This is a genomic window from Mesorhizobium sp. M8A.F.Ca.ET.208.01.1.1 (assembly GCF_004791315.1).
GTDB lineage: Bacteria > Pseudomonadota > Alphaproteobacteria > Rhizobiales > Rhizobiaceae > Mesorhizobium.
This window is the reverse complement of the sequence record NZ_SRUT01000001.1, coordinates 1,271,441-1,295,157: the sequence shown is the minus strand read 5'-3', so window position 1 is coordinate 1,295,157 and position 23,717 is coordinate 1,271,441. Positions and strand designations below refer to the sequence as shown.

The following is a 23,717-nucleotide window of genomic DNA, read 5'->3' as shown; positions in this document are numbered from 1 at the left end:
GCCTGCGATTGGAACAACTCGCTCGGTGGCTGGTTGGGCAGCATCCCGTTCCAGGAGATGCGGGCCGTCGACCAGGCAAGTCAAACACGGTTGACCAATCCAGATCTCCACAATCTAGGGAGATTATATGACCTCACGCGACAATGGCCCTCCCGGCAGCACCGATCAGAAGCCACGCTGGGAAGGCCCGCCGGAAAACCGTCCTCGCGGTTATTTGCCGGCGAAGGATGATCCGGCTGAAGATCGTGACGCAGCGGGCGAAAACCTGAAGGATCCCGACAAGCACGACCTGGGCGATGCGCTCACGACCAGGCGCAACAAATAGAATGCGACAAATGCCACGCCGGGAGCAATCGAAATACTGACAACGCCGCGCATATGCCGCAGGCAACAGAAGCGCGGGCTTGCGGAAAAGGCGCGGAGCGGGCGCCTGGGCGACACCCAACAAGTATGGCCGCGCAGGCAACAGTCTGCCAATTCTGAAACCCTGTCGCGATGACTTTGGGGATTATGTCTTTGCTTGTCCAAACCCCTTCCCTCGCCACCGGCATCGGTGCTATCGCAACCCGCTGATGCGCCTCATGCAGATACTCGCAGGAAAAAATTGGCACCGCAATTGGCACCGGACGGGCGATGAGGGGCAGGGACGTAGAGGTACGCAAGCGGCTATCGAGATTAGACAATTACCGAAAAACCGAGCTGGTCGGGACCTTTACGGACACATCGGGATTGCCGGAGCCGTATTTTAAGTCCCTTGCGTCTACCAATTCCGCCACGTCCGCAGCCCAGCCCTTTTCAGATGCCAGACACAGCCCGTCAAGTCGTGTTCTGCGGTGCCTGAACACGCAACCCAGAGGAGATCGCGCAACGATACTGGCGCGATCACGGAATTATCCGCGCCGTGGGCATCGGTAAATATCTGCGCGGCGGACTTGATCCGCCATGGCCGGCGCCTCTCAGGCCCAACCCATTCCCCCGCCCACTGGGGACGCCGGCCGCCCCCCACTTCCGGCAAGATCGGTCTGCGCGCTGCTTGTTGAGCAACGCGGTGGCGACGCTCAGAACTTGTCGGTCGGCGCGTAATCGACGTCGACACCGACGGTCCAGCCGACGGTGGTGCGTGTGTCTGAGAAGGCGGTGCCCGCATCTTGCGACGTCTCGACGCCGGCGAGGGCGACGCCGCCTATGCCGTAGACCAGCACACGATCAATCGCCTACGACATTTCCGGGCCCGCCGAATTCCACCGTGCCGTCGATCGAGGAATAGTTGAGGTCGGCTTCGGCGCCGATCCGGCAATCTCCGGGCAAATCCACGCTTCCTCGCTGGCCAAAACGCCGTCGGCTTGGCACAGTCGGGCAAACAGGAGTCTTTGATGGCCAGGAAGCCGCCCGCCCGTGCGACGAAACCCAAACCGTGGACCGAAATGGCGACCGATCTGGTCGATGTCGCGATGGGCCGCAAACCCGCCGATCTCGTGATCCGCAACGGGCGCTGGGTGAACGTCCATTCGGGCGAGATCATCGCCGGCACCGACATCGCCATATCTGGCGGCCGCTTCGCCTATTGCGGGCCGAATGCCAGCCACACGATCGGGCAGGGCACCAAGGTGGTCGACGCAGGCGGACGCTATCTCGTGCCCGGTCTTTGCGACGCGCACATGCATGTCGAGAGCGGCATGGTGACGGTCACCGAATTCTGCCGCGCCGTCATCCCGCACGGCACCACCTCGATGTTCATCGATCCGCACGAGATCGCCAATGTGCTGGGCCTGCCGGGCGTGCGGCTGATGCATGACGAGGCGGTGGCCATGCCCATCAACGTGCATGTGCAGATGCCGTCCTGTGTGCCCTCGGCACCCGGGCTTGAACATGCCGGCGCCGAGCTGACGGTCGCCGATGTCGCTGAAGCGATGACCTGGGAAAACATCATCGGACTTGGAGAGGTGATGAATTTCCCTGGCGTCGCCGCCAACGACCCGGTGATGTCGGGCGAGATCGCCGCGACGGTCAAGGCTGGCAAGACGATCGGCGGCCACTATGCCTCGCGCGATCTTGGTCTGCCGTTCCACGGCTATGTCGCCGGCGGACCCGAGGACGACCACGAGGGCACGCGCGCCGAGGACGCCACCGCCCGCGTGCGCCAGGGCATGAAGGCGATGCTCAGGCTGGGTTCGGCCTGGTACGATGTTGCCTCGCAGATCAAGGCGGTGACGGAGAGCGGCATCGATCCGCGCAATTTCATCCTGTGCACCGACGATAGCCATTCCGGCACGCTGGTCCATGAAGGCCACATGGACCGGGTGGTGCGCCACGCCATCCAACAGGGGCTGAAACCGGTGACCGCGATCCAGATGGCGACGCTCAACACCGCCCAGCATTTCAAGCTGGAACGCGAGATCGGTTCGATCGCGCCGGGGCGGTTGGCCGACCTGCTGATCGTCTCCGATCTCACCGCAATGAGCATTGACGAGGTCTATGCGCGCGGCGTCAGGCTGGCCAAGGGCGGCAAGCTCGACATCGATATTCCGGCCTATGATTATCCGAAGACGGCGAAGAACACCGTCAAGTTGGGCAAGAAAATCAAGGCCGGCGATTTCGATATCGCGGCACCCAAGGGCGCCAACGAAGTGCGGGTGCGGGTGATCGGCGTCATCGAGAACCAGGCACCCACTCGCGCGCTGGAGGCCGATCTGCGAGTCGAGGATGGGCTGGTCGCCATGGATCGCCGTAACGACATATGCCAGATCGCGCTGGTCGAGCGGCACAAGGGCACGGGCGGCGTCACCAATGCCTTCGTCTCCGGGTTCGGTTACATGGCCGACTGTGCCATGGCCTCCAGCGTCGCCCATGACGCCCATCACATCATCTGCGTTGGCACCAACAAGCAGGACATGGCGCTGGCCGTGAACCGGCTGGGAGAAGTCGGCGGCGGCGTCGTGCTGTTCTCCAGGGGCAAGGAACTGGCACTGGTCGAAATGCCGATCGCCGGGCTGATGTCGGACGAGCGCGCCGAGATCGTCGCCGCCAAGGCTGAGAAACTGACCGAGGCGATGCGCAAGATGGGCTGCTCCCTCAACAACGCCTACATGCAGCACTCGCTGCTGGCGTTGGTGGTCATTCCCGAGCTCAGGATTTCCGACGTCGGGCTGATCGACGTGACGACGTTCCAGAAAGTCGATCTGTTCGTCTGAGGCCAGCCGTCCGCTCTTGGCTTTCTACCCGCCGGTGGCGATGGTCAGCACCTTGAACGGCGTCGTGATGATGACTTCGGCGGCGGAGCCGACGACCTTTCCGAGGCCCTGACCGATATTGCTAAGCTGTGCCGGGTCCTCGTCCGCGGCCAGGCCGGCCGGCGTGCGCAGCCTGTTCCCGAGCAATTGCACCAGGAACGGGTTGTCGGCGAATTTGGCGTGGTTGAGGCCGCCGTCGCCGCCCTTCGTCTTGGTCAGGTCGACCACGGCCACGCCATAGGAGGCGAGGTCCGCCGCATTGCCGTAATCGCCGACTCGCGGCTTGTCGCCAGAAATGAGGGACGACAGCTTCAGGGCCCGATCGTCGCCTGAAAGCAGGATGGCGAAGGGCTTGGTAGGTTTGCCGTAGCGGATCATCTGCTTCTTGAACACGTCGACATCGATGTCCGGCGAGGCCAAGATGACATAGCCGAGCTTGCCGCCGAGATCCCGGTCGCCGGTGATGGCGAGTTGGCGCAGCGCCTCCATCGTCAACCAGGTGCCCATTGAATGGGCGATGATGTCGATGCTCTTGACCCGAGTCTTGGCAAGCATCCTGAGCGTTGCCTCGAGGTCGTCGCGCGCGGCATTGGCACTGTCCCTGTCGTAGAGATACCCTGTTGTCTTGGCGCTCGAGGCCCATGAGAACAGCACCGAGGTACCCGGATATTTCGTGTCGTGGGCGATCTGCGTCAGCCGGTAGATGCCGTCGTCGAAACCATTGTTGAAGCCATGCACGAAGACCAGTGCGCGGTCGCCGCGCATGGTGATGTCGGCGCCGATCGCCTTGGCGAATTGCGGCGCGCCTTCATAGTAGGTGACATCCTTGGCTGTGAAGTCCTTGGCCGGGTTGCTGTTGGCCGAACCCTTGGCGCGCTCGATGTTGCCGACCTGATGGCTCTTCGGAACCGTGACATCGACACGGGCATAGCTGGTGGTCAGGGAACGATCGCTATCGAACACCTGCCGCGGATCCTTCGTTGCCTTCTGGCGCGTCGTCGCAACAAAAATCTCATGCGTGGCCGCAATATCCGAAGCAGGTGCGGCGACAGTGGTCTTGTTGAGGAGGTCGTGCGTCGGGCCGGCGCAGCCGGTGACGGCGAGCGCAAATGCGACGAGTAAACTCTTCAAGCGCAAGGCCACGCGTCGGCTCCCGCATAGGGGGACGTCAAACGCATGACGTCGCTCGATACTCCGATAAGGCCAGAGACGGGCGCGGTCCAGTTCAAAGTGGGCCAATGGTCCGGCGATGGTGAACAGGCACGGCGAAAACCGTGGCGCCGCATCTACTGTCCAAGCAGGCTGATGCGATCGGTCACGTCCCGGTCGCTGGCGAAACCATCGTCCTCGCGCAGCCGTTGGCCGATCATCTTCACCAGTGCCGGATTGTCGGCGAATTTCGTGTGGTTGAAGCTGTCGCTGCCTTTGACCTTCGAGAGATCCACGACCGTCACGCCGTAGGAAGCAAGATCCGCGGCATCCTTGTAATCGCCGACGCGTGGCCGCGAACCGGCGATCAGGCCTGACAACCTCAGCGCCCGGTCGTCGTCCGACAACAGCAGGATGAACGGCTTGTCGGGCTTGCCGTAGCGGCGCATTTGGCTCTTGAACACATCGACATCGATGTCGGGAGAGGCCAGCACCACATCGCCAAGCTTGCCACCGAGATCACGGTCGCCGCTGATGGCCATCTGGCGCAGCGTTTCCATTGTCACCCAGGTCCCCATCGAATGGGCGACAATGTCGATGCGCCGCGCACCGGACTGCTGCAGCATTCGCAGGGTCACTTCGAGCTGGTCGCGGGCGGCGCTGGCGCTTTCCTTGTCATAGACATAGTCGGTGGTCTTGGCACCCGAGGCCCAGGAAAACAACACCGGTGTCCCGGGATAGCCGGAATCATGCACGATCTGGGTCAGGCGATAGACGGCGTCGTCGAAACCGGTGTTGTAGCCATGGACGAAGACCATCACCCGGCCGCCGCGCGCCGCGATGTCGGCGTTGAGCGCGCTGGAGAATTTCGGTTGGGTATCGTAGCCGACGACCTCGGAAGCCATGAAATATTTGGCCGGATCATCCGACTTGCCGCGTGAGCGACGCTCGATCTGGCCGGTCGTGTGGACTCCCGGAACGGTGACGTTGACGCGGGCGTAGTTCAGCGTCGCCGAGCGTTCGCCGTCGAAAACCTTGTTGGGATCGTCGGATTTCTTGCGCGTCGTGGCGATGAAGATCGAGTGGTTGCCCGCGATTTCCGTCACCGGCGCGGACATGACCGCGCTGCCGAGCAGTTCCTCGGTTTTGCGGCCGCCGCAGCCTGCCACCAGCAAGGCGAGCGCTAGAATGCAAATCGTCTTCAAATGCACGTCAAAAATTCCGATCGAGCCCAAAAAGGGCCATCCACCCTCCGCGATATCTCCCCAGCAGGCGAAGTGCGGCGGAAGTAAGTCATGTCCAGCCAAAATGCGGTCGGCGCCTCGTGACGGTCATCGCAGTGTTGCGCGAAAGCCAAAGCGGCAGGAAGGCCGCAACGTGGCGGAAGGCAGGGGCCTGCATCCCGCCGGATGTCGACTTCGGGCGTCCAACGATGCCCGGCTAGGCTCGATCAAAAAGCGTGAACAAACATTCGCAAGTGCTTGCAAGCATTTCGGGAAGGCGCCGTTGCAGGCACGGGCTCGACCGGGCAATGGTCTTGCGGAGCTGGATGTGTAATAGGGTTCCGGATGTGTAATAGGGTTATTGTCTAACTCGCCAGCGGGCGATCCGGGATGATCTTGCCATGACCAGCTTTTCCGCGCGCGTCGCCACCGCCGCCTCCGCGATCCGCCAGATCTTCCCGCAGACACCGCTGCAGGAAAATGACTATCTGTCGAAAAAGACTGGCGCGCGGGTGCTGTTGAAGCGCGAGGATTTGAGCCCCGTGCGGTCCTACAAGATCCGTGGCGCGTTCAATTTCTTCCGCAAGGCGCTTGGCGAAGGCAACCAGGCCGAGCTATTTGTCTGTGCATCCGCCGGCAATCATGCGCAGGGCTTTGCCTTTGTCTGCCGCCATTTCGGCAAGAAGGGCGTCGTGTTCATGCCAGTGACGACCCCACAGCAGAAGATCGACAAGACCAGGCTGTTTGGCGGCGACTTCGTCGAGATCAGGCTGGTCGGTGATTTTTTCGACGACTGCTACCGCGCCGCCTTCGAATTCACCGAAAGCTCCGGTGCCCACATGGTGCCGCCCTTCGACCACAAGGACATCATCGAGGGGCAGGCGACGGTTGCCTATGAGATCGCGGACCAGATGTCGGGCGGGCGCATGCCCGACATCGTCATGCTGCCGGTGGGTGGCGGCGGTCTGGCTGCCGGGGTGACGCACTATTTCGCCGATCAGGGCCGCGATGCGCGTTTCGTCTTTTGCGAGCCGGCCGGCGCGCCGAGCCTGCGCGAGAGCCTTGCGGCCGGAAAACGGCTGAGGCTCGCCAAGGTCGACAACTTCGTCGACGGCGCGGCGGTCGCCGAGATCGGCCGCGAACCTTTGCGCTATCTCAAGGAGTTTGCCGCCGACAGCGTGCGGCTGATCCCGGAAAACCGGCTCTGCGCGACCATGATCGAGATGCTCAACATCGAAGGCGTTGTCCTGGAACCCGCCGGCGCGTTGGCGATCGATGCGCTGAAGGATTTTTCGAGGAAGGAAATCCGGGGCAAGACCATTGTCGCTGTGGTGTCAGGCGGCAATTTCGATTTCGAGCGGTTGCCGGATGTCAAGGAACGGGCGCTGCGCTTCGAAGGCCTGAAGAAGTACTTCATCATCCGCTTCCCGCAGCGGCCGGGCGCTTTGCGCGACTTCCTCGAAATGCTGGGTCCGGATGACGACATCGCGCGCTTTGAATATCTGAAGAAGTCGGCGCGCAACTTCGGCTCGGTTCTGATCGGCATCGAAACCAAGGATCGCCGCAATTTCGATCTGCTCAAGGCGAATTTCGAGGCCGAGGGCGTCCAGTATCAGGACATCACCGACAACGAAACACTGGCGGGTTTCATCATATGAGCGGAAAGGTCTTCATCGCCCTGTTTTCCGGCATCAATGTCGGCGGCAACCGCATCGTCAAGATGGCCGAGCTGCGGTCGTTCTTCGAGGATCTCGGCTTTTCCGCCGTCTCCACCTATGTGCAGAGCGGCAATGCCGTATTCCGGTCCGACAAGGGCGACGCGGCGGCGCTGACCAAGCGAATCGAGGCGGCTTTTGAGGCAAAATGGGGTTTCCATTCGCGCATCATGGTGCGCGATTTCGGATGGTTCGAACGGCTGGTGCGCGAAAATCCCTATCCGGAAGCGGCCGCCGACCACACGAAGCTCCATGCCTACGCGCTGGAGCGTGAGCCGACCGCCGATGAGGTGGCGCGGCTGGCCGAAAAATGCATCGGGCCCGAGCGCTTCGAGGTCAAGAGCGACGTCCTTTATCTCAGCGCGCCGGACGGGCTTGGCAAATCGGTGTTCGCCAACCTCATTCCACGCACGTTGAAAGTGCCGGGCACGGCCCGGAATTGGCGCTCGGTGCTGGCGCTGCTGGAGATGGCGCGCAAGTCCGATAGCGATTGATCCATGCGTCTCGCCGGAAATGCGCGGCGGCGACACGCAGAAAGAACTACGCCGCCTCGGCGCGTTTCCAGTCGAAGGCCAGTTCTTCGCGGAACGCAAAGCGCTTGATGTGGTCGGCAACGACGCTTTCGAGCCGCTCGATCGAAGCGGCTTCGTCGGTCGATACCGTGATGTGCAGCGCTGCCCCGTCGGCGTCCATGATCGTGCGGCCGAGTGAAAGGTCGATGACGCCGTGGTTGGGGTCGAACTCGACGGGAAACTTGTGCGCCCAATGTTTGCACAACTGCTGCAGATAGCGGCTCGCGTGCGCCGTGGTGACATTGGCATGGCTGGTCGGCATGAAGGGGGTTCTCCGAAGCTCAATCTCGTGACGTAGCGCCGCTTTTCACGGCAGGCGCCATAGCCGGATAGATAGGCACCACCAAGCGAAACATCACGGAGTGGCCGCCGGTCACTCCAAAAGGGTGATCGATTACCAGCTTCCGGTGTTCGCCATCGACGCCCACGGTTCTGCCTTGGCCTTGGCGGGGCCTTTCTGCAGAAGCTCGATGGAGATGCCGTCCGGCGACCTGATAAAGGCCATGTTGCCGTCGCGCGGCGGCCGGTTGATGGTGACGCCATTGTCCATCAGTCGCTGGCAGGTGGCGTAGATGTCGTCTACCTCGTAGGCAAGGTGGCCGAAATTGCGCCCGCCCTTGTAGTCTTCAGGATCCCAGTTGTAGGTGAGTTCGACCAGCGGCGCCTTGTCGGCGATGCCGCTCTGCTCGTCCTCGGATGCGGCCAGGAAGATCAGCGTGAAGCGGCCCTGCTCGTTTTCATAGCGGCGAACTTCCTTCAGCCCGAGCTTGTTGCAGTAAAAATCGAGCGAGGCATCGACATCGGCGACGCGGACCATGGTGTGCAGATAGCGCATGTGTTTTCCTCGATCTGTTGGGTTGCGGCGCAACATAGGGTCGGCCCGGTCAAAGGGCAATCGTCCGGCGTCAGGCGGCGCCGGCAAAGAACAAATCCGGTATTCCCGCAATGAACCGTGAAAAAAGGCACGTCAGCTCTTGCACACACCGGAAGCCGCGGTGTTAATCTGGTATCAAGAATCAGTTGCGGTGTTCTTGAATAAAGGGGGCATTCTTATGGGGGAAAAGGCCTCTTTGACCGGGCGGGCCAATACCCTTGGCGACGCCTTGACGCGCGACGAAGGCGGCGACGCCGCCGACTTGGCCGAAATCGCCGGTGCCATCAAGTGGTTCGATGTGGCCAAGGGCTATGGCTTCATCCTTCCCGATGACGGTGTTTCGGGCGATATCCTCCTCCACGTGACATGTCTTCGACGGGACGGCTTCCAGACAGCCTTGGAAGGCGCACGCGTGGTCTGTCTTGTGAAGCAAGGCGAGCGCGGGCTGCAGGCCTTCCGTGTGCTTTCCATGGATGTCACCACCGCCGTCCATCCCGCGGAAATGCAGGAACAGCGCACCCATGTCGCGGTGACGCCGGAGAGCGGGCTCGAACGCGCTTTGGTCAAATGGTTCAACCGCACCAAGGGGTTTGGCTTCCTGACGCGCGGCGAGGGGACCGAGGACATTTTCGTCCATATGGAGACCTTGCGGCGCTACGGCATCACCGAGCTTCGGCCGGGGCAGGTCGTGCTTGTCCGTTTCGGCCGCGGTGACAAAGGCCTTATGGCCGCCGAAATTCACCCCGATATGGGCACCTTGCCGGTCTCGCACTAGGGCGAACCGGCCGAGGATTTCATATGACACACAGGAACGGGCTGACGGCGGGCGTGATGTGCGCCGTGGCTGCCGTCATGGTCGCCGCCGCCGCATTCTTCTATTTCCAGGTACCCAGCGCGGCCGATGGCCGGGCGATGATCCTTCCAGTTGATCCCGCGCCGCTGGTTGCCGTGACCAAGAATGGCAAACGCTCCTTCTCGATCGAAGTCGCCGATACCGAGGCCGAGCGGGAAGCCGGCCTGATGTTTCGCGAGGACATGGCCGCCAATCATGGCATGCTGTTCGTCTTCGACGAGACGCGCGACGTCAGTTTCTGGATGAAGAACACGCCGATGGCGCTCGATCTGATCTTTGTCGGCCAGGACGGCAGGATCCGCGCGATCAAGCAGGGTGAGCCGCAATCCGAGGCGATCGTGTCGCCGGGCGAGCCGGTCCGCTTCGTGCTCGAACTCAAGGCCGGCACTGCCGCCAGGGACGGCATCGCGGACGGCGATCTGCTGCGCCATCCGGCAATCGGCACGGCATCGGGTCCTGGCATGCCGCCCGCCGACAAGGGCGATTCTCCGAACGTCGACTCCGACTGAGCCGGGGATCACCTCCCATGCAGTTTTTTTCCCATGACGGGTTCGATCTTGCCTTCCTCGACCGCCAGCCGGCCTCGGGCGCGGGCGATCCGGTGCTGATGATTCATGGCTTTGCTTCGAGCCACTATGTCAACTGGGTGTCGCCCGGCTGGTTCAAGACGCTCAACGATGCCGGTTATCGCGCCATCGCCTTCGACAATCGCGGCCACGGCGCGTCATCCAAGAGTTACGACGAGGCCGATTATACGCCCGCGAAAATGGCTTCGGACGCGGCAGCCCTGCTCGATCATCTCGGTATCGAGCGGGCCCATGTCATGGGCTATTCGATGGGCGCGCGCATCGCGGCCTTCCTGGCGCTGTCCGATCCGGACAAGGTGGCGACGCTGGTCTTTGGCGGCCTGGGCATCGGCATGATCGATGGGGTCGGCGATTGGGATCCGATCGCCGCCGCCCTTCTTGCCGAGGATCCGTCCGCGACCACCCATCCGCGCGGCCGCGCTTTTCGCGCCTTCGCCGACCAGACCCGCAGCGACCGCCAGGCGCTTGCCGCCTGCATCGCCACGTCGCGGGAATTGCTTGGTGAGGACGACATCGCCCGCATCGCACAGCCGACGCTGATCGCGGTCGGTACCATCGACGACATTGGTGGATCGCCGGACGAGCTCGCGGCGCTGATGCCCAACGCCAGGGCCTTCTACATCGAGAGCCGCGACCATATGCTGGCCGTCGGGGACAAGACCTTCAAGCAGCGGGTGCTGGAGTTCTACGCCGAAAATCCGCTTTGAGGCGCCGGTTCCTGGGACGAGCGCCTCGGATTCCGAAACTAAGCTAGGTCAAGGCCTGCAGCGAACGCGCCATGTTCAGCCTTGCCTGCGGCTCGAAGCGCTGCTGGAACTCCTGCGTGTGGAAGATATGCGGTCGGGCAAGGAAGGTCTTAAGCACCGCGCCGCGGCCAGCACGCCACATCGGCTCTTCAACCCAGCCATATTCACGGCGAACCGCCCGTTCATAGGCATCGAACGCAACTGCGTCAGCGCCCAGGATCGACAGGTCCATATCGAGGAACAGGCTGGCGTCGCGCGTCGCCGCTGCGTCGTCGAACAGCGGCAACTGGTGCGTGGCGGTGGCGAGGATCATCGCGCTGACGCGGCTCAGGCGCCCGGCATCGGTGCGGCCGGCGAGCTTTTGCTCCGCAAGCGCGGCACTTTGCGCCTCATTGTCCTTGGCTCTGCTGTCGTAGATGACGTCGTGGAACCAGATCGCCGCTTCGACGGCTTCGGGGTCGTCCAGAAGCGTTCGATAGTCGCCGGCCAGCGTTAGCATCGCTTCGATATGGGCGAGGTTGTGGTAATGGCGGCCGGCGGCATGGTAGAGGACAGAAAGCTCGGTTTTCAGGGCGTCGTCGATCAAGGGTTCGTTTTCCATGGCTGCTTGAATTCCTGCGAACCAAATCCATTTGACACAGCACTAAGGAAAATTGAGTTCAATCGTGCTATGATCTGGCTTATATGTGCGGCCGGACAAGCAGGCAGACTAGCAGGACGCAGGATAAGACGTCGATGAACAGCATCAGCATTTCCCGCCACGGCGCGTTGCAGCCGGTCGATCCGATCTGGCGTTCGATCCGCGACGAAGCGATGGAAGCGGTCAACCGCGACCCGCTGCTGGCCGCGTTCCTCTATTCGACGATCCTCAACCAGGAAAGCCTGGAAGAGGCGGTCATTCACAGGATCGCGGAGCGGCTTGCCCATCAGGATATCGGCTCCGATCTCATCCGCCAGACCTTCAAGTCGATGCTTGCCGACGACAAGGACTGGCCAACCACGGTGCGCGTCGACATCCAGGCCTATTATGACCGCGACCCGGCTTGCGACCGGTTCATCATGCCGGTGCTCTACTTCAAGGGCTTTCACGCCATCCAGACCCATCGGCTGGCGCATTGGCTGTGGAACCACGGGCGCAAGGATTTCGCGCTCTACCTGCAGAGCCGTTCGTCCGCTGTCTTCCAGACCGATATCAATCCGGCCGCGCGCATCGGCAAGGGCATCTTTATCGATCACGCCACCGGCCTCGTCGTCGGCGAGACTGCGGTCATCGAGGACGACGTGTCGATCCTGCATGGCGTGACGCTGGGCGGTACTGGCAAGGCCGGCGGCGACCGCCATCCCAAGATCCGCTACGGCGTGCTGATTGGCGCCGGCGCCAAGATTCTCGGTAACATCGAAATCGGCCATTGCTCCAAGATTGCCGCCGGATCGGTGGTGCTGTCGCCTGTGCCGCACAACAAGACGGTCGCCGGCGTGCCGGCCCGCGTGGTCGGTGAGACCGGCTGCGACCAGCCTTCGCGCCAGATGGACCAGCTTCTGCCGTCGCAGAAGATGGATCACGTGATCAGTTTCGATATCTGATTTGCTGGCAGTGCCCGCATGATTGCGATTTGCCCGGCGGCATTGCCGCTTCCGGTGCAATAAGACCGGCTTGCCTTTACATCGCCATTGTCGACGTGCCAGAAGCGCCGTTCAAACGAGCAAGCCCGATGATCGGAGAAGACTGTTGAAGCCGGACGAAATCAGAAAGCTGGACGCCTATTTCAAGCGCGTCTTCCAGAACCCCAAGCTTGAGGTCAAGGCAAGGCCACGCAAGGAAGATTCGGCCGAGGTCTATGTCGGCGACGAATTCCTCGGCATCGTCTTCAAGGACGAGGACGACGGCGACTATAATTTCTCGATGGCGATCCTGGACATCGACCTGGCCTGAGCCCGCAATGCCACGGCAGGCCGCGTCGAGCGCGGCCGGCCCGCTTTCAGCCGGTCAATGTCTGGCCTTGAGGAGCAGCCCTGCCTCGGCCGTGATCGCCGCGTCCAGCGTCTGCCAGTCGCCGAGGAATTCCCTTGGGAAGCGGTAGGTAAGGCTGAGATCATCCCCGACATGGATGTCCCGCTCGCAGGGAGCCAGCGATTCGCTGGCGCTAGGACCGCTGAGGCAGCGGGCCACGAAGGGGTCCTTGCCCGCGCGCTTGCCGACGACCAGCACCTCGTTCATGTAGCCTGATTTTTCATTGAACCCATAGACCGTCGTGCCGCCAAGCCCTGGAATGCCGGGCTGGACGATCAACGCGCTGTAGATTGGCGCGAACCGGCCACTCATGTCGCGCGACATCATCTGCTGCTCGAAGGACAGGAAGATGATGTTCCTGTTGGCTCCGGCGTGATTGAAATCATCGCGCGACGCCTCGCTGTAGCCGTCCATCTGGGGATAGCGCAGATAGAGGTCGAGGCGCGAGGCGATGCCGTCGCGCCGGGCTGGCTCGAACCTGATGAAATTGGCCGGCACGGTGATGATGTTGTGGCCGATCACCACCTCGCGCACGGTCGCGTCGTCGGTGTATCCGGCCATGGCAATGGAACGGCCGAACCATTTACCGCCAAGGCTGATGGCTATCGACAGCAAGGCCAGAGCCGCGAACGCGTAGAACACCCGCTTCATCAGCTTGGAATCGACCACGGTGAGTTCTGGGCCGTCGGCGATCGCTGCCTGCTTCATCTCGGTCCTCGTCCATCACCATCCGGGTGCCCCGCGGCGGCACACATCGCACGGCACGGCTCTTGCAGCCTTCCTGAAACGACTGTGCGATTTCATGGTAAATGGAGGGTTAATATGGCCCAGATGGAACTCCTGCTGTTCGCTTTTGTCGTCGGGCTGACGGTTTGCGGCCTGACGGGCTCGACAATGGAACTGGTATCGGGTCGCAAGGTCGCCTTCGCCGAGCCTTATGTGTCGCCCTCGCATGTGCTGCGCTCGCTGGCTGTCACTGCCGGTGCCGGGCCGTTCATGCTGGTCAACGAAGCCCTCGATGCGCGGCGCCAGGACCGCATTTCGACAGTGGCGCTCCTGTCATGTGGCTGCACCGCTATTGCCTGGTCGCTGGCCCTGGGCAACGTCGTGCTCGCCATTGCTTCCTGGGCGGTCCGTCTCCTAGGGTTTCCAGCCTGAGACGATTCGGAGACCGACAATGCCGCTTTATGCGATCGATGGAACCGAGCCCAGCTTCGCCGATGCGGATTCGAACTGGATCGCGCCCGACGCCACGCTGATTGGCGACGTCAGGATCGGCCGCAATGCCGGCTTCTGGTTCGGCGTCGTCATCAGGGGCGACAACGAGCCCATCGTCATCGGCGCCGGCACCAATGTGCAGGAACACACGGTTATGCACACCGATCCCGGCTTTCCGCTGACCATCGGCGAAGGATGCACCATCGGCCATCGCGCCATGCTGCATGGCTGCACGATTGGTGACAACAGCCTGATCGGCATGGGCGCCATCGTGCTGAACGGCGCCAGGATCGGCAAGAATTCACTGGTCGGCGCCGGCGCCCTGATCACCGAAGGCAAGGAATTCCCGGACAATTCGCTGATCGTCGGTTCACCGGCAAAGGCGATCAGGGTGCTGGACGACGCGGCGGTCGAGCGGCTGCGTGGCTCCGCCGCGCACTACGTCGCCAACGCCGGGCGCTTCAAGGCGGGGCTGAAAAAGGTCTGAAGCCGGCTTTGGCGATGGGTGTCGCCCGGTTCGTCGCTGCAACTCATCGTCCCTTGGAGCGTCGCTTGGCCGTCGCATCGCGCAGCAACGAAGCTCCGGCTTCAAAGCCGGCTTTGTCGGCCTCCTCAAGGGCCGTCGTGTAGTCATCGATACGGGTTTCGAGCGTCGGGTCCGCGCCGGCGGCGAGAAGCAGGCGGATCGCCTCGACGCTGCGGATGGCCACCGCATAGTGAAGCGGCGTCCAGTCGTTGACGCCCCGCATGTTGGGATCGGCGCCGCCGTCGAGCAGCACCTGCATGATGTCCGTCCTGTCGGCCCGCTCGGTGGACAACGCCGCGATCAGTGCCGGAAACCCGCCATGATCCCGGTAGTTCGGATCCGTGCCGGCATCGAGCAAAGTCGAGATGAAGCCGACCGGGCTCCAGTAGATCGCATACTCCAGCGGATGCCCGAGCCCCAGTTCGAACGGCATGCGCTCGTCGAACCAGCGGGGCGAGTTGCCCAAGGCCTTGCCAAGAGCATTGAAGTCACCGGCCTTGAAGGCATCGTCGATGGCCTTGAACAGCCGAGGAAGCTCGCATCGATCTTCCGGGATTTCCAACATCGCCGTGATCCAGAGCGCAAACTAACCGGTCTATACTGCGCCGATCGCCATTGCGTCGGAAGCGGGAGCAGTGGACAATCTGATTGAAATTTAGACTACAGCACTGAGCCCATCGGCATTGCTGGCCGCGCACCTCATTACTGTTATAGTGTCTATCTGGTGCCAAAGAGGTGCCTTTCTGCATGCCACGAGAGCTTAGTGAGCAGGTGCAGCAAATGTTTTTGCTATTTGGCATTCTTTTGGCGGGTGTCCTCGCTGGGATGGGATTGGAGCGTTTCCTATCGAGGAAGCGGAGGCAGGCATTGAGAGAAAGGAACCGCTTGCGCTGGGCGAGAGAGCGCAGTGGAGGCGACATCCTTGGCGGCCTGTGGGCCGAACCGAAGCCTGTTTCCCCGCCGCCGAAACCAACCGATCCCGCGGATCAGTTGCGGATTGTTATGGGGGCGACCTTCACGGTCCAGGCGCTCCTCAACAAAAGCGAGGCTCGCGTCTTCAAGGCGCTTGACCGTATGGTCATCGCTTGCAATCCTGGATGGCAGGTGATGGCGCAAGTGTCATTGGGCGAAATTCTGCGCAGCGCGGATGCCGACGCCTACAGTTGCATCAATTCGAAACGGGTGGACCTCCTTCTCGTAGACGAGAACTGTCAGCCTCGACATGCGCTCGAATACCAGGGCCATGCGCACCATCAGGGTTCAGCCGCCGCGCGTGATGCGGTGAAAAAGGAGGCCCTGCGTCGAGCTGGCATTAGCTATCATGAGATCGTCGGCGGCCATACGACGCCTTCCGAACTCAGGCGGCTAGTCGAGAAGCTGGTGGAAAGGCCCGCATCGGCCCAATAGCTGTCTTGCAGCTTCCTTGATCCCAGAAATGGCGGAGCCGGCCCGGGGACGGGGCCGGCTCCTTTGACCCGGTCGTTGGGGACGGGGAGGGTGGGGACTCGACCGGGTTTCTCGTTGAGCGCGTCGCAGCCGTGCAACGCGCCTGACCTTGTTGGCGTCCTCAGCGGACGCTGGCGACCGCATCGGAACGGCCGTCGTTGATCGTCACCCAAACGCCGGAGTTTTCCGTCGATTGACGCTTCAGATAGGTGTAGTCGGTGTCCGTCCAGGACAGCACCTTGGTTTCCAGATTGTCGAGGATGAACTCGCCGAGGCTGGTGCGCACGGTCAGCACCGCATGGCCGTCGCCGTTCGGCTGGCGTGCAACCGTCATCAAAAGGTCGCCGGCGGGCACGCCCACATTCATCAGCTCGCGCCGCTTTTCCAGCGCGTAGTCCTCGCAATCGCCATAGCCACTGTCCGGGTAGGCCCAGTATTCCTCGACACCGTAGTTTTCCATGTCGGTGCGCGGCTTGACGCGGGTGTTGACCGAATTGTTGATGCTGACGATCGACGCCCAGAGCTTGCGGGTCAGGTCGACCGGTTCTCCCTTGGGGGTCTTTTCGTTGCATTCGCCCGGGATGCGTTGGCAGAATTCATAGTGGCCAACAGGCTGCGTGGTGCGTCCGCCGGTATGCATGTAGGCCGGTCCCGCGGCATATGCTGATCCCCAGGCGGAAAGCTGCATCGCCATTGCCACCAGCAACAGCTTGCCCCTCGTTCTTTTCATTATTCAGTCTCCCCGTTCGAAGGAGACATTGCCACATGTGGATTTATTTGACGCAAAAGCGCGAAGTAGATTTTAAGTAAAACGCCCGTAGAATAAACATAAAATTTGAATCATTTGAGTATTGAATTGTTCGGATTGCGGGATTGGTTTTCGGCGAATTCGGCCGCGCGCGGACCATTCCTGACTATGGCGACCTGTCGCCCGAGGACGTATCGATCGTCGCACCCCGGAATCAAAAAGCCGGCCGTGAGGGCCGGCTTGACGGGCGTGCTTTGCGGCCTGATCAGGCGCGCGGCGTGTTGAATTCCGAATCGAGCGTTTCGGGGCGCTGGATGACGGCGAATTCGATGGCGACGCCATCTTCGAAATGCCGAACGATCTGGCCGCGCATCGTGCCGAGCATGACCTGGACACCGATCGCCGGTTTGACCTCGATCTCGATCGCGGCGCCGGACAATGACAGATCGATGATCCGGCACTGATACTGACGGCCGTCGGTGAGCTGCAGCACGCTGGTCGGGTTGCGTGGCGAGACGCGCTCGTGTCGGCGGTCTTCCGGCAGGTCGAGCTCGTGCTTGTTGGCGAGCCATGTCAATTGCGCCGCGAGCTTGTCCTTCTTGCGGTCGGACGCAATCACCGTCATTGCGAAGCCGTCCGGCAAAGTGCGCGTCAAGACACCTTCGATGCGACCGATATGATCGATATAGGCGATGACTTTCTCGCCGGGCATGCCGATGCGGTCGGTGCGAAGCGCGACGTTGCCAGGCGACATGTCCACGACCTGGCAGGGGTGCTCGGTGCGGTCCTCCAGCATGAATCGTCCGTATATCTTGACCCGGACGCGCTGAAAGTTACGCCTTTCAGCTTGGGACGGCGCATAGTCGACCGCCGCTGACCTCATGACTGCCTACACCCCGTTTGGCATCCCGCGCCTTAATGCGAGGGACTTCATCAGAGAAGTACAACAAAGCGGGTTAACAAAGGGGAAAAACAGGCCCGCGGGACTGTGTGATCATCAACTATCTTCGCGCCCGCCGTCGAAGACGACGAGGTGGCGGATGCGGCGCGCCCGGCCGAGCGCCGAGATCGTGTCGGGCGCCCCGATCTCGTCGGGAACGAGCGAGGGAACGTCGATCGCCGGACGGTTGTTCAGCAGCTCTTTCTCCGGGTCGATAACGCGTATTGAATCGATCAAGGCGTCCGTGATCGGATCCGCGCCCAGCCAGAACGGCTTCTCCGCGGCGCTGATCACGCCGAGGCAGCGCGGATTTTCAATGCCGCCATCGAGCGGCAGGGCGAGCAATTCGAACTTGTTGGAGCGGCCGTTGCGGCTGAAGCCCTCGAAAATGATCAGCACGACCGATTTCTGGTCGAAAACCCCGTGGATCAGCCGCGAAACCAGCCGCTGATCCTTTTCGCGCCACAGCGACGGGAAGGAAAACCCCTTGAGTTCGCGGCCGTAGCAGGCGCAGAGCCTGGTGCCGGCCAGACGAAACACGGGCTGACCACGCGTGTCCCTTTCCAGGATGAACGTATCGGCCAGCAGCGACTTGATGTCGGCCGGCTCGACTTCCGATCGCTTCGGAGCGGGGCGTCCGTCACGCAGGCGGTTCCAATAGTGGAACAGCGTGATCGATCCGTTTTGGTTCATACTAAAAAGCTCCGCGCATTCTGTCGTCTGATGTCCCATCGGTGAACAGAAGGGCGCCCTCCGATGACCTACATGCGTTCCGGAGCAGGAAGCGTGCCAGCGTCGTTAACACTTGTTCACGGGTCGGGGCCGTTAAGGTTAACAAGTGGTTTACGTTGCGCCCTGGCGAGCCGCGTGGCACACCAAAACCACTCCAGAAGCGGTCGTTTCGCGACGATCGGCAGCACTTCAGTCAAGAATTTTAGGGGAGCAGGGGGCTCGACCGGCCGTTCAAGGGAAACCTTGGACGGCTTCTTTTTTGATTCGTTCCTGTGATTCCGAGCGGGACGATTCGCCGTTTGCGGTTCCATCGGCGGTGATCTAGATGCTGGCCAGGCCGAACGAGCCCCAGACTGAACCAGCCCCGGACTGAACCAGCATAGAGTGCGATTGCAGATGAGCGAACCGCAATATCCGTCCCAGCCCGAACCGGCCGAAGCCATGCCGCCGCCGGCGCGTGAGCCGGTGTTCAACCTGCCGCCGATCGTGCTGGCGGTGATCGGCATCTGCGCGATCGTCTATCTGCTGCAGCATTATGTGCTGAACGACGCCCAGCAAATGACGCTGCTCTATGACGGGGCGTTCATTCCGGTCCTCTATACCGGCCAATACGGCTTCGACTGGTTCCTTTTCACCCGGCCTTTCACTTACGCCTTCATGCATGGCGGCTTTGCCCATATCGCCATCAACATGGTCTGGCTCGCCGCCTTTGGCTCGCCGCTGGCCAATCGTCTCGGCGCGCTCCGGTTCGCATTGTTCTTTGCCGCCACCGGACTGGCTTCGGTGGCGCTCTTCTGGGCCATGCATCCATACGGAGAAGCGCCGCTGGTCGGCGCATCGGGCGCCATATCGGGCATGATGGGGGCCGCGGCGCGCTTTGGCTTCCACACCGACCGTTCGGCCGGCAAGGCTGGTTTCGCCGGCCCGGTGCTGCCGGTCGCGATCGTGTTGCGCTCGCGCGGCGTCGTCATTTTCCTGGCCATGTGGATGATCATCAATCTCGCCACCGGCCTTCTCGGTTTCGCGCCGGGCGTGGACGGCCAGATCGCCTGGGAGGCCCATATAGGCGGCTTTGTCGCGGGCTTCTTCGGCCTGCGCTGGTTCGACAGGGGATGGCAAGCGCCTGAATGGGAAGCCCCCGACCACACTTGAAATGCAACCCATCACGGCGCACGATGTTCACTCTTATGCGAAACCCGGTCAGGTCAGGAACCGGTTGGCAAAGTAGAGGAGGACGCCATGACAGTTAAGGCAATTCTCGAGAGCAAGGGCCATGACGTGCTGACGCTCGGGCCCAACGAAAAACTCAGCGAAGCCATTCGCATCCTGACAGAACACAAGATCGGCGCACTGGTCATCACCAATGGCGATCGCAAGATCGTCGGTATCCTCTCCGAGCGCGACATCGTGCGGGTGATCGCCAAGGAAGGAGCCGCCGCGCTCGACATCGCGGTGCGCTCGGCCATGACGCCGAAGGTGAAGATCTGCAATGAGAACCACACCGTCAACGAGGTGATGGAGATCATGACCAGGGGCCGCTTCCGCCATCTGCCGGTGGAAAAGGACGGCCTGCTGGATGGCATCGTATCCATCGGCGACGTGGTCAAGCGCCGCATCGAGGACGTCGAGCGGGAGGCCGAGGAAATACGCGCCTACATCGCCACCGCCTGAACTGTGAAAGAAGCCGCCGGCCGGAGGGCCGACCGGCGGAACCCTGGTCTATCTGTTGTCGAGTTCGGAGCGGACGAGTGCGAGCCCGCGCCTTGTGATGCGGTAGGGCCCGCCGCCCGACGACGAAACCGCCTTCTTGCGTTTCAATTTTCGAAACAGGTCGAGATCGACATCAGGATAATGCCAGCCGTCGCGGGTCAGGCATTTGACGGAAGCGATCCTTTTCTTGTCGTTCTTTTCGATTTCAATGCGTCCGCCCTGCGCGAGCAGGTGCAGGATGCGCTGTTCAGTACGCGAAATATCCATGTGAAGAGTTTCCGGGAAAACGAAAAATGCCGCCGCCGCGAAGTTTCGCGGCACGGGGTTTCAGGTTTTCTGCCCTGCCTCATCGAGAGGTCAGGGCCTTACCGGGACTGAGCGTAAGTGGACATCCACTCTCCATTGGGATGAGCGTCCTATAGGCGAAAATGGCTGGGAAGGCCAGACCGAGGCTTTGCGCTTGTCTCTTCTGGCGGTTTGCACTAGCGAAGCGGGTACGATTTGTACCTGCTGAATGTGCAGCGCATTCGGCAGTCACCCGGAATTTGACGGCAGGCCATGAGCATCATCGATACCCGTACACCCGACGCAAAACGCCTGATATCAGGTGCCACCGGCGACTGGGAGATCATTATCGGCCTTGAGGTTCACGCTCAGGTCATCTCGGAGGCAAAGCTCTTCTCCGGCGCCTCGACCGCATTCGGGGCTGCGCCCAATGCCAATGTCAGCCTAGTCGATGCGGCAATGCCCGGCATGCTGCCCGTCATCAACGAGGAATGCGTCAAGCAGGCGATCCGCACCGGCCTGGGCCTGAAGGCGGCGATCAACCACAAGTCGGTCTTCGACCGGAAGAATTATTTCTATCCGGACCTGCCGCAGGGCTACCAGATCTCGCAGTTCAAACAGCCGATCGTCGGCGAGGGCACGGTGATCGTTTCCGTCGGTCCCGACCGCCAGGGCGAGTTCGAGGACATCGAGGTTGGCATCGAGCGCCTGCACCTGGAGCAGGATGCCGGCAAGTCGATCCACGACCAGCACCCGACCATGTCCTATGTCGACCTCAACCGCTCCGGCGTGGCGCTGATGGAGATCGTGTCGAAACCCGACCTGCGCTCCGGCGACGAGGCCAAGGCCTATGTGACCAAGCTGCGCACCATCATGCGCTATCTCGGCACCTGCGACGGCAACATGGACGAAGGCTCGCTGCGTGCCGACGTCAACGTCTCGGTGCGCCGGCCAGGGGGCGAATTCGGCACCCGCTGCGAAATCAAGAACATGAATTCGATCCGCTTCATCGGCCAGGCCATCGACTACGAGGCGCGCCGGCAGATCGCTATCCTCGAGGACGGCGGCAAGATCGATCAGGAAACGCGGCTGTTCGATGCCGTCAAGGGCGAGACGCGCTCGATGCGCTCCAAGGAAGAGGCGCACGACTACCGCTACTTCCCCGATCCGGATCTTCTGCCGCTGGAATTCGACCAGGCCTATGTCGACGCCCTGGCCAAGGCATTGCCGGAACTGCCCGACGACAAGAAGGCGCGGCTGATCTCCTCGCTCGGCCTCTCGACCTACGACGCAGCGATCCTGGTGTCGGAAAAGCCGATCGCCGATTATTTCGAGAAGGTAGCGGCCGGGCGCGACGGCAAGCTCGCCGCGAACTGGGTCATCAACGATCTGCTGGGCGCTCTCAACAAAGCCGGCAAGGACATTGAATCCGCTCCGGTTTCGCCCGACCAACTCGGTGCGGTCATCGACCTGATCAAGGAAGGCACCATCTCCGGCAAGATCGCCAAGGACCTGTTCGAGATCGTCTGGAGCGAGGGTGGTGATCCTCGCCAACTGGTCGAAAGCCGTGGCATGAAGCAGGTCACCGACACCGGCGCCATCGAGAAGGCGGTCGACGAGGTGATCGCGGCCAATCCCGACAAGGTCGAGCAGGCACGCGCCAAGCCGACCATGGCCGGCTGGTTCGTCGGCCAGGTGATGAAGGCGACCGGCGGCAAGGCCAATCCGCAGGCCGTCAACGATCTCGTCAAGGCCAAGCTGGGCATCGAGTAAAGGCATGTTCGTCCGCACCGCCGGGGATCGCGACCTCGCAGCCGTCCGGGCGTTGCTAGTCGAAACATGGCATGCCACCTATGACGCGATCTACGGCGCCGAACGGGTCACCGAGATCACCAATGAATGGCACTCCGTCGCTTCTTTGAAGGCCAGGCTGGTCAAGCCGAGCAGCGAGTTCCTCGTTGCCGATGACGGCAAGCGCATTGGCGGCATGGCCTTTGCCGAAGCCGTCGGTGACGGCGGCGTGGTTATGCTCAGGCAGCTCTATGTGCTTCCTGCGCTGCAGGGCCGAGGCATCGGCGGCATGCTGCTCGACGAAATCATCGAGAGTTTTCCGGAAGCCCATGGGATTCGGCTCGAAGTGGAAGAGAAGAACACCCGCGCCGTAGCCTTCTATCGGGCCAATGGCTTCGTCCAGGCCGGCCGCACCGACAATTGCGGCTCCGCCGGTTCGGCCATCCCGGCGTTGATCTATGAACGGGTACTTGCTGCCTGACCACCGTGGCGGCGTGATCACCTTCGCGCGAGCGCCTGCCCCGGGCTCCGTTTTCGTTTGACGGCCCTGTTGTCCGCCACCAAAGCTGCTTAGGCCGACCCGCTCGAAGCCGGAATAACCTGACACGCGCGGGACGGCTGGGGGAAAACCATGCCAAGCCTGCCGGAACTGATGCCGACCGAGGTGTCGGACGAAACCTTTGGCGGCGTCACCTATCACATAGCGGGCGAACTGGTGCCTGTGCTTTCCGTCGACGTGACGCGGATGCCTGTCTATTTCGAGCACCACATCCTGCTGTGGAAAAATTCCACGATCACCATCGGCCTGAAATCACTGAAGGGGGCGCTGAAGCGCATGATGGCCGGCATGCAGATCTTCGTCACCGAGGCGTCGGGAGCGGGCATCATCGCCTTCAGCCGCGACGGACCCGGTCACATCGTGCCGATTCACCTGCGGCAAGGCGAGGAGATCCAGGTGCGCGAGCACCAGTTCCTGGCCGCCACAGGCAATGTCGACTACACGTTCGAGCGTGTACGCGGCCTGGCGACGATGCTGTTCGGCCAAAGCGGCTTCTTCATCGACCGGTTTCGCGGCGATACCGGGGACGGCATCGTCTGGCTGCACGGTTACGGCAACGTTTTTGAAAAGACGCTCGCTCCGGGCGAAACCATCGACATCGAACCCGGCGGCTGGCTGTTCAAGGATGCCTCGGTCAGGATGGAAACCAAGATCGACCGGCTGTCGAGCGGCTTCTTCGGCGCCAACATGAATTTCATCGTCAACCGCTTCACGGGTCCGGGCAGGGTCGGCATCCAGTCAATGTACCTGCATATGCCGACCGAGGAGTAGGCTGGGAAAGCCGCAAGCGGGACGGGTGAAG

General features: G+C 61.9%; 29 protein-coding genes. 17 read left to right on the top strand and 12 right to left on the bottom strand.

The window, feature by feature from the left end; genetic code table 11:
- Positions 1 to 127: 127 nt before the first annotated feature.
- Positions 128 to 325: a hypothetical protein gene (locus EN851_RS06510; protein WP_127280503.1), complete on the top strand. Its 198-nt coding sequence runs from the start codon at positions 128 to 130 to the stop codon at positions 323 to 325.
- A gap of 733 nt (positions 326 to 1,058) precedes the next feature.
- Here EN851_RS06510 and EN851_RS37015 read toward each other — a convergent pair.
- Positions 1,059 to 1,202, bottom strand: coding sequence for a hypothetical protein (locus tag EN851_RS37015; RefSeq protein ID WP_245520698.1), 144 nt, complete (start codon positions 1,200 to 1,202; stop codon positions 1,059 to 1,061).
- Between the two features lie 171 nt (positions 1,203 to 1,373).
- On the opposite strand from EN851_RS37015, the gene ade reads away from it, so the two are divergent.
- Positions 1,374 to 3,191 (top strand): adenine deaminase, encoded by a 1,818-nt coding sequence (gene ade / locus EN851_RS06500; protein ID WP_135928793.1) that lies wholly within the window; start codon positions 1,374 to 1,376, stop codon positions 3,189 to 3,191.
- Between the two features lie 24 nt (positions 3,192 to 3,215).
- Here ade and EN851_RS06495 read toward each other — a convergent pair whose 3' ends face one another.
- Positions 3,216 to 4,373: an alpha/beta hydrolase gene (locus tag EN851_RS06495; RefSeq protein ID WP_135928792.1), complete on the bottom strand. Its 1,158-nt coding sequence runs from the start codon at positions 4,371 to 4,373 to the stop codon at positions 3,216 to 3,218.
- A gap of 143 nt (positions 4,374 to 4,516) precedes the next feature.
- Positions 4,517 to 5,590: an alpha/beta hydrolase gene (locus EN851_RS06490; protein ID WP_135928791.1), complete on the bottom strand. Its 1,074-nt coding sequence runs from the start codon at positions 5,588 to 5,590 to the stop codon at positions 4,517 to 4,519.
- Positions 5,591 to 6,003: 413 nt separating this feature from the next.
- On the opposite strand from EN851_RS06490, the gene ilvA reads away from it, so the two are divergent.
- Positions 6,004 to 7,260 (top strand): threonine ammonia-lyase IlvA, encoded by a 1,257-nt coding sequence (gene ilvA, locus EN851_RS06485; RefSeq protein WP_135918661.1) that lies wholly within the window; start codon positions 6,004 to 6,006, stop codon positions 7,258 to 7,260.
- A complete protein-coding gene (locus EN851_RS06480) occupies positions 7,257 to 7,811 on the top strand; it encodes a DUF1697 domain-containing protein (RefSeq protein ID WP_135864203.1) in 555 nt (184 codons plus the stop codon). Before ilvA ends, EN851_RS06480 begins: the two co-directional genes overlap by 4 nt.
- Positions 7,812 to 7,857: 46 nt before the next feature.
- Here the strand turns inward: EN851_RS06480 and EN851_RS06475 are convergent, their stop codons facing one another.
- Together EN851_RS06475 and gloA are read right to left on the bottom strand one after the other, a co-directional pair.
- Positions 7,858 to 8,151 carry a DUF2218 domain-containing protein gene (locus EN851_RS06475; protein WP_135864204.1) on the bottom strand — a complete coding sequence of 98 codons (294 nt, stop codon included), beginning with the start codon at positions 8,149 to 8,151 and terminating at the stop codon, positions 7,858 to 7,860.
- A 132-nt stretch (positions 8,152 to 8,283) separates the two neighbouring features.
- Complete coding sequence (gene gloA, locus EN851_RS06470; RefSeq protein WP_127280045.1) at positions 8,284 to 8,724, bottom strand: lactoylglutathione lyase; 441 nt, start codon at positions 8,722 to 8,724, stop codon at positions 8,284 to 8,286.
- 217 nt (positions 8,725 to 8,941) lie between these two features.
- Between gloA and EN851_RS06465 the strand changes: the two genes are divergently transcribed.
- Genes EN851_RS06465 through EN851_RS06455 form a run of 3 tightly spaced genes read left to right on the top strand, consistent with a single transcriptional unit; the run spans position 8,942 to position 10,910 of the window.
- Positions 8,942 to 9,538 carry a cold-shock protein gene (locus EN851_RS06465; protein WP_127869719.1) on the top strand — a complete coding sequence of 199 codons (597 nt, stop codon included), beginning with the start codon at positions 8,942 to 8,944 and terminating at the stop codon, positions 9,536 to 9,538.
- 23 nt (positions 9,539 to 9,561) lie between these two features.
- The gene (locus tag EN851_RS06460) at positions 9,562 to 10,125 is read left to right on the top strand and encodes a DUF192 domain-containing protein (protein ID WP_135864208.1); all 564 of its coding nucleotides are present in this window, start codon (positions 9,562 to 9,564) and stop codon (positions 10,123 to 10,125) included.
- A gap of 17 nt (positions 10,126 to 10,142) precedes the next feature.
- Positions 10,143 to 10,910 carry an alpha/beta hydrolase gene (locus EN851_RS06455; RefSeq protein ID WP_135864210.1) on the top strand — a complete coding sequence of 256 codons (768 nt, stop codon included), beginning with the start codon at positions 10,143 to 10,145 and terminating at the stop codon, positions 10,908 to 10,910.
- Positions 10,911 to 10,953: 43 nt separating this feature from the next.
- On the opposite strand, the gene EN851_RS06450 is transcribed toward EN851_RS06455, so the two are convergent.
- On the bottom strand, positions 10,954 to 11,550 hold the full coding sequence (locus EN851_RS06450; RefSeq protein ID WP_135864211.1) for a hypothetical protein: 597 nt from the start codon (positions 11,548 to 11,550) through the stop codon (positions 10,954 to 10,956).
- A 134-nt stretch (positions 11,551 to 11,684) separates the two neighbouring features.
- Here EN851_RS06450 and cysE point away from each other — a divergent pair, with 134 nt between their 5' ends.
- Both cysE and EN851_RS06440 read left to right on the top strand, forming a co-directional pair.
- Complete coding sequence (gene cysE, locus EN851_RS06445; RefSeq protein ID WP_127280041.1) at positions 11,685 to 12,533, top strand: serine O-acetyltransferase; 849 nt, start codon at positions 11,685 to 11,687, stop codon at positions 12,531 to 12,533.
- Positions 12,534 to 12,678: 145 nt separating this feature from the next.
- Positions 12,679 to 12,882 (top strand): DUF3126 family protein, encoded by a 204-nt coding sequence (locus tag EN851_RS06440; protein ID WP_006200852.1) that lies wholly within the window; start codon positions 12,679 to 12,681, stop codon positions 12,880 to 12,882.
- 54 nt (positions 12,883 to 12,936) lie between these two features.
- On the opposite strand, the gene EN851_RS06435 is transcribed toward EN851_RS06440, so the two are convergent.
- Positions 12,937 to 13,668: a hypothetical protein gene (locus tag EN851_RS06435; RefSeq protein ID WP_127869423.1), complete on the bottom strand. Its 732-nt coding sequence runs from the start codon at positions 13,666 to 13,668 to the stop codon at positions 12,937 to 12,939.
- A gap of 114 nt (positions 13,669 to 13,782) precedes the next feature.
- On the opposite strand from EN851_RS06435, the gene EN851_RS06430 reads away from it, so the two are divergent.
- The gene (locus EN851_RS06430) at positions 13,783 to 14,118 is read left to right on the top strand and encodes a hypothetical protein (RefSeq protein WP_135928790.1); all 336 of its coding nucleotides are present in this window, start codon (positions 13,783 to 13,785) and stop codon (positions 14,116 to 14,118) included.
- 19 nt (positions 14,119 to 14,137) lie between these two features.
- Complete coding sequence (locus EN851_RS06425) at positions 14,138 to 14,665, top strand: gamma carbonic anhydrase family protein (protein ID WP_135928789.1); 528 nt, start codon at positions 14,138 to 14,140, stop codon at positions 14,663 to 14,665.
- 43 nt (positions 14,666 to 14,708) lie between these two features.
- On the opposite strand, the gene EN851_RS06420 is transcribed toward EN851_RS06425, so the two are convergent.
- Complete coding sequence (locus tag EN851_RS06420) at positions 14,709 to 15,269, bottom strand: ankyrin repeat domain-containing protein (protein ID WP_135928788.1); 561 nt, start codon at positions 15,267 to 15,269, stop codon at positions 14,709 to 14,711.
- A gap of 215 nt (positions 15,270 to 15,484) precedes the next feature.
- Here EN851_RS06420 and EN851_RS06415 point away from each other — a divergent pair, with 215 nt between their 5' ends.
- Complete coding sequence (locus EN851_RS06415; protein WP_245520697.1) at positions 15,485 to 16,111, top strand: DUF2726 domain-containing protein; 627 nt, start codon at positions 15,485 to 15,487, stop codon at positions 16,109 to 16,111.
- Positions 16,112 to 16,271: 160 nt separating this feature from the next.
- On the opposite strand, the gene EN851_RS06410 is transcribed toward EN851_RS06415, so the two are convergent.
- From EN851_RS06410 to EN851_RS06400, 3 genes are all read right to left on the bottom strand, one after another.
- Complete coding sequence (locus EN851_RS06410) at positions 16,272 to 16,880, bottom strand: transglutaminase-like cysteine peptidase (RefSeq protein ID WP_135928786.1); 609 nt, start codon at positions 16,878 to 16,880, stop codon at positions 16,272 to 16,274.
- Positions 16,881 to 17,163: 283 nt separating this feature from the next.
- Positions 17,164 to 17,781: a PilZ domain-containing protein gene (locus EN851_RS06405; protein ID WP_127281204.1), complete on the bottom strand. Its 618-nt coding sequence runs from the start codon at positions 17,779 to 17,781 to the stop codon at positions 17,164 to 17,166.
- 114 nt (positions 17,782 to 17,895) lie between these two features.
- Entirely contained in the window at positions 17,896 to 18,531 is a 636-nt protein-coding gene (locus EN851_RS06400; protein WP_127869418.1) for a PAS domain-containing protein, read from the bottom strand.
- A gap of 435 nt (positions 18,532 to 18,966) precedes the next feature.
- Here EN851_RS06400 and EN851_RS06395 point away from each other — a divergent pair, with 435 nt between their 5' ends.
- Both EN851_RS06395 and EN851_RS06390 read left to right on the top strand, forming a co-directional pair.
- Complete coding sequence (locus EN851_RS06395; RefSeq protein ID WP_135928785.1) at positions 18,967 to 19,722, top strand: rhomboid family intramembrane serine protease; 756 nt, start codon at positions 18,967 to 18,969, stop codon at positions 19,720 to 19,722.
- Positions 19,723 to 19,809: 87 nt separating this feature from the next.
- A complete protein-coding gene (locus EN851_RS06390) occupies positions 19,810 to 20,241 on the top strand; it encodes a CBS domain-containing protein (RefSeq protein WP_127280953.1) in 432 nt (143 codons plus the stop codon).
- A gap of 48 nt (positions 20,242 to 20,289) precedes the next feature.
- Here the strand turns inward: EN851_RS06390 and EN851_RS06385 are convergent, their stop codons facing one another.
- On the bottom strand, positions 20,290 to 20,547 hold the full coding sequence (locus tag EN851_RS06385) for a YjhX family toxin (RefSeq protein WP_127280952.1): 258 nt from the start codon (positions 20,545 to 20,547) through the stop codon (positions 20,290 to 20,292).
- A 291-nt stretch (positions 20,548 to 20,838) separates the two neighbouring features.
- Between EN851_RS06385 and gatB the strand changes: the two genes are divergently transcribed.
- The 3 genes from gatB to EN851_RS06365 all read left to right on the top strand — a co-directional run bounded on the left by gatB (position 20,839) and on the right by EN851_RS06365 (position 23,686).
- Entirely contained in the window at positions 20,839 to 22,338 is a 1,500-nt protein-coding gene (gene gatB, locus EN851_RS06375) for an Asp-tRNA(Asn)/Glu-tRNA(Gln) amidotransferase subunit GatB (protein ID WP_135864222.1), read from the top strand.
- A 4-nt stretch (positions 22,339 to 22,342) separates the two neighbouring features.
- Entirely contained in the window at positions 22,343 to 22,837 is a 495-nt protein-coding gene (locus EN851_RS06370; protein WP_135864224.1) for a GNAT family N-acetyltransferase, read from the top strand.
- 150 nt (positions 22,838 to 22,987) lie between these two features.
- Entirely contained in the window at positions 22,988 to 23,686 is a 699-nt protein-coding gene (locus tag EN851_RS06365) for an AIM24 family protein (protein WP_135915529.1), read from the top strand.
- Positions 23,687 to 23,717: the final 31 nt, after the last annotated feature.

What these genes read in the sequence shown, in the direction of transcription:
- EN851_RS06510 (WP_127280503.1), top strand. Translation starts at nt 128, where the DNA reads ATGACCTCACGCGACAATGGCCCTCCCGGCAGCACCGATCAGAAGCCA.
- ade (WP_135928793.1), top strand. Translation starts at nt 1,374, where the DNA reads ATGGCCAGGAAGCCGCCCGCCCGTGCGACGAAACCCAAACCGTGGACC.
- ilvA (WP_135918661.1), top strand. Translation starts at nt 6,004, where the DNA reads ATGACCAGCTTTTCCGCGCGCGTCGCCACCGCCGCCTCCGCGATCCGC.
- EN851_RS06480 (WP_135864203.1), top strand. Translation starts at nt 7,257, where the DNA reads ATGAGCGGAAAGGTCTTCATCGCCCTGTTTTCCGGCATCAATGTCGGC.
- EN851_RS06475 (WP_135864204.1), bottom strand. Translation starts at nt 8,151, where the DNA reads ATGCCGACCAGCCATGCCAATGTCACCACGGCGCACGCGAGCCGCTAT.
- gloA (WP_127280045.1), bottom strand. Translation starts at nt 8,724, where the DNA reads ATGCGCTATCTGCACACCATGGTCCGCGTCGCCGATGTCGATGCCTCG.
- EN851_RS06465 (WP_127869719.1), top strand. Translation starts at nt 8,942, where the DNA reads ATGGGGGAAAAGGCCTCTTTGACCGGGCGGGCCAATACCCTTGGCGAC.
- EN851_RS06460 (WP_135864208.1), top strand. Translation starts at nt 9,562, where the DNA reads ATGACACACAGGAACGGGCTGACGGCGGGCGTGATGTGCGCCGTGGCT.
- EN851_RS06455 (WP_135864210.1), top strand. Translation starts at nt 10,143, where the DNA reads ATGCAGTTTTTTTCCCATGACGGGTTCGATCTTGCCTTCCTCGACCGC.
- EN851_RS06450 (WP_135864211.1), bottom strand. Translation starts at nt 11,550, where the DNA reads ATGGAAAACGAACCCTTGATCGACGACGCCCTGAAAACCGAGCTTTCT.
- cysE (WP_127280041.1), top strand. Translation starts at nt 11,685, where the DNA reads ATGAACAGCATCAGCATTTCCCGCCACGGCGCGTTGCAGCCGGTCGAT.
- EN851_RS06435 (WP_127869423.1), bottom strand. Translation starts at nt 13,668, where the DNA reads ATGAAGCAGGCAGCGATCGCCGACGGCCCAGAACTCACCGTGGTCGAT.
- EN851_RS06430 (WP_135928790.1), top strand. Translation starts at nt 13,783, where the DNA reads ATGGCCCAGATGGAACTCCTGCTGTTCGCTTTTGTCGTCGGGCTGACG.
- EN851_RS06425 (WP_135928789.1), top strand. Translation starts at nt 14,138, where the DNA reads ATGCCGCTTTATGCGATCGATGGAACCGAGCCCAGCTTCGCCGATGCG.
- EN851_RS06420 (WP_135928788.1), bottom strand. Translation starts at nt 15,269, where the DNA reads ATGTTGGAAATCCCGGAAGATCGATGCGAGCTTCCTCGGCTGTTCAAG.
- EN851_RS06415 (WP_245520697.1), top strand. Translation starts at nt 15,485, where the DNA reads ATGTTTTTGCTATTTGGCATTCTTTTGGCGGGTGTCCTCGCTGGGATG.
- EN851_RS06410 (WP_135928786.1), bottom strand. Translation starts at nt 16,880, where the DNA reads ATGAAAAGAACGAGGGGCAAGCTGTTGCTGGTGGCAATGGCGATGCAG.
- EN851_RS06405 (WP_127281204.1), bottom strand. Translation starts at nt 17,781, where the DNA reads ATGAGGTCAGCGGCGGTCGACTATGCGCCGTCCCAAGCTGAAAGGCGT.
- EN851_RS06400 (WP_127869418.1), bottom strand. Translation starts at nt 18,531, where the DNA reads ATGAACCAAAACGGATCGATCACGCTGTTCCACTATTGGAACCGCCTG.
- EN851_RS06395 (WP_135928785.1), top strand. Translation starts at nt 18,967, where the DNA reads ATGAGCGAACCGCAATATCCGTCCCAGCCCGAACCGGCCGAAGCCATG.
- EN851_RS06390 (WP_127280953.1), top strand. Translation starts at nt 19,810, where the DNA reads ATGACAGTTAAGGCAATTCTCGAGAGCAAGGGCCATGACGTGCTGACG.
- EN851_RS06385 (WP_127280952.1), bottom strand. Translation starts at nt 20,547, where the DNA reads ATGGATATTTCGCGTACTGAACAGCGCATCCTGCACCTGCTCGCGCAG.
- gatB (WP_135864222.1), top strand. Translation starts at nt 20,839, where the DNA reads ATGAGCATCATCGATACCCGTACACCCGACGCAAAACGCCTGATATCA.
- EN851_RS06370 (WP_135864224.1), top strand. Translation starts at nt 22,343, where the DNA reads ATGTTCGTCCGCACCGCCGGGGATCGCGACCTCGCAGCCGTCCGGGCG.
- EN851_RS06365 (WP_135915529.1), top strand. Translation starts at nt 22,988, where the DNA reads ATGCCAAGCCTGCCGGAACTGATGCCGACCGAGGTGTCGGACGAAACC.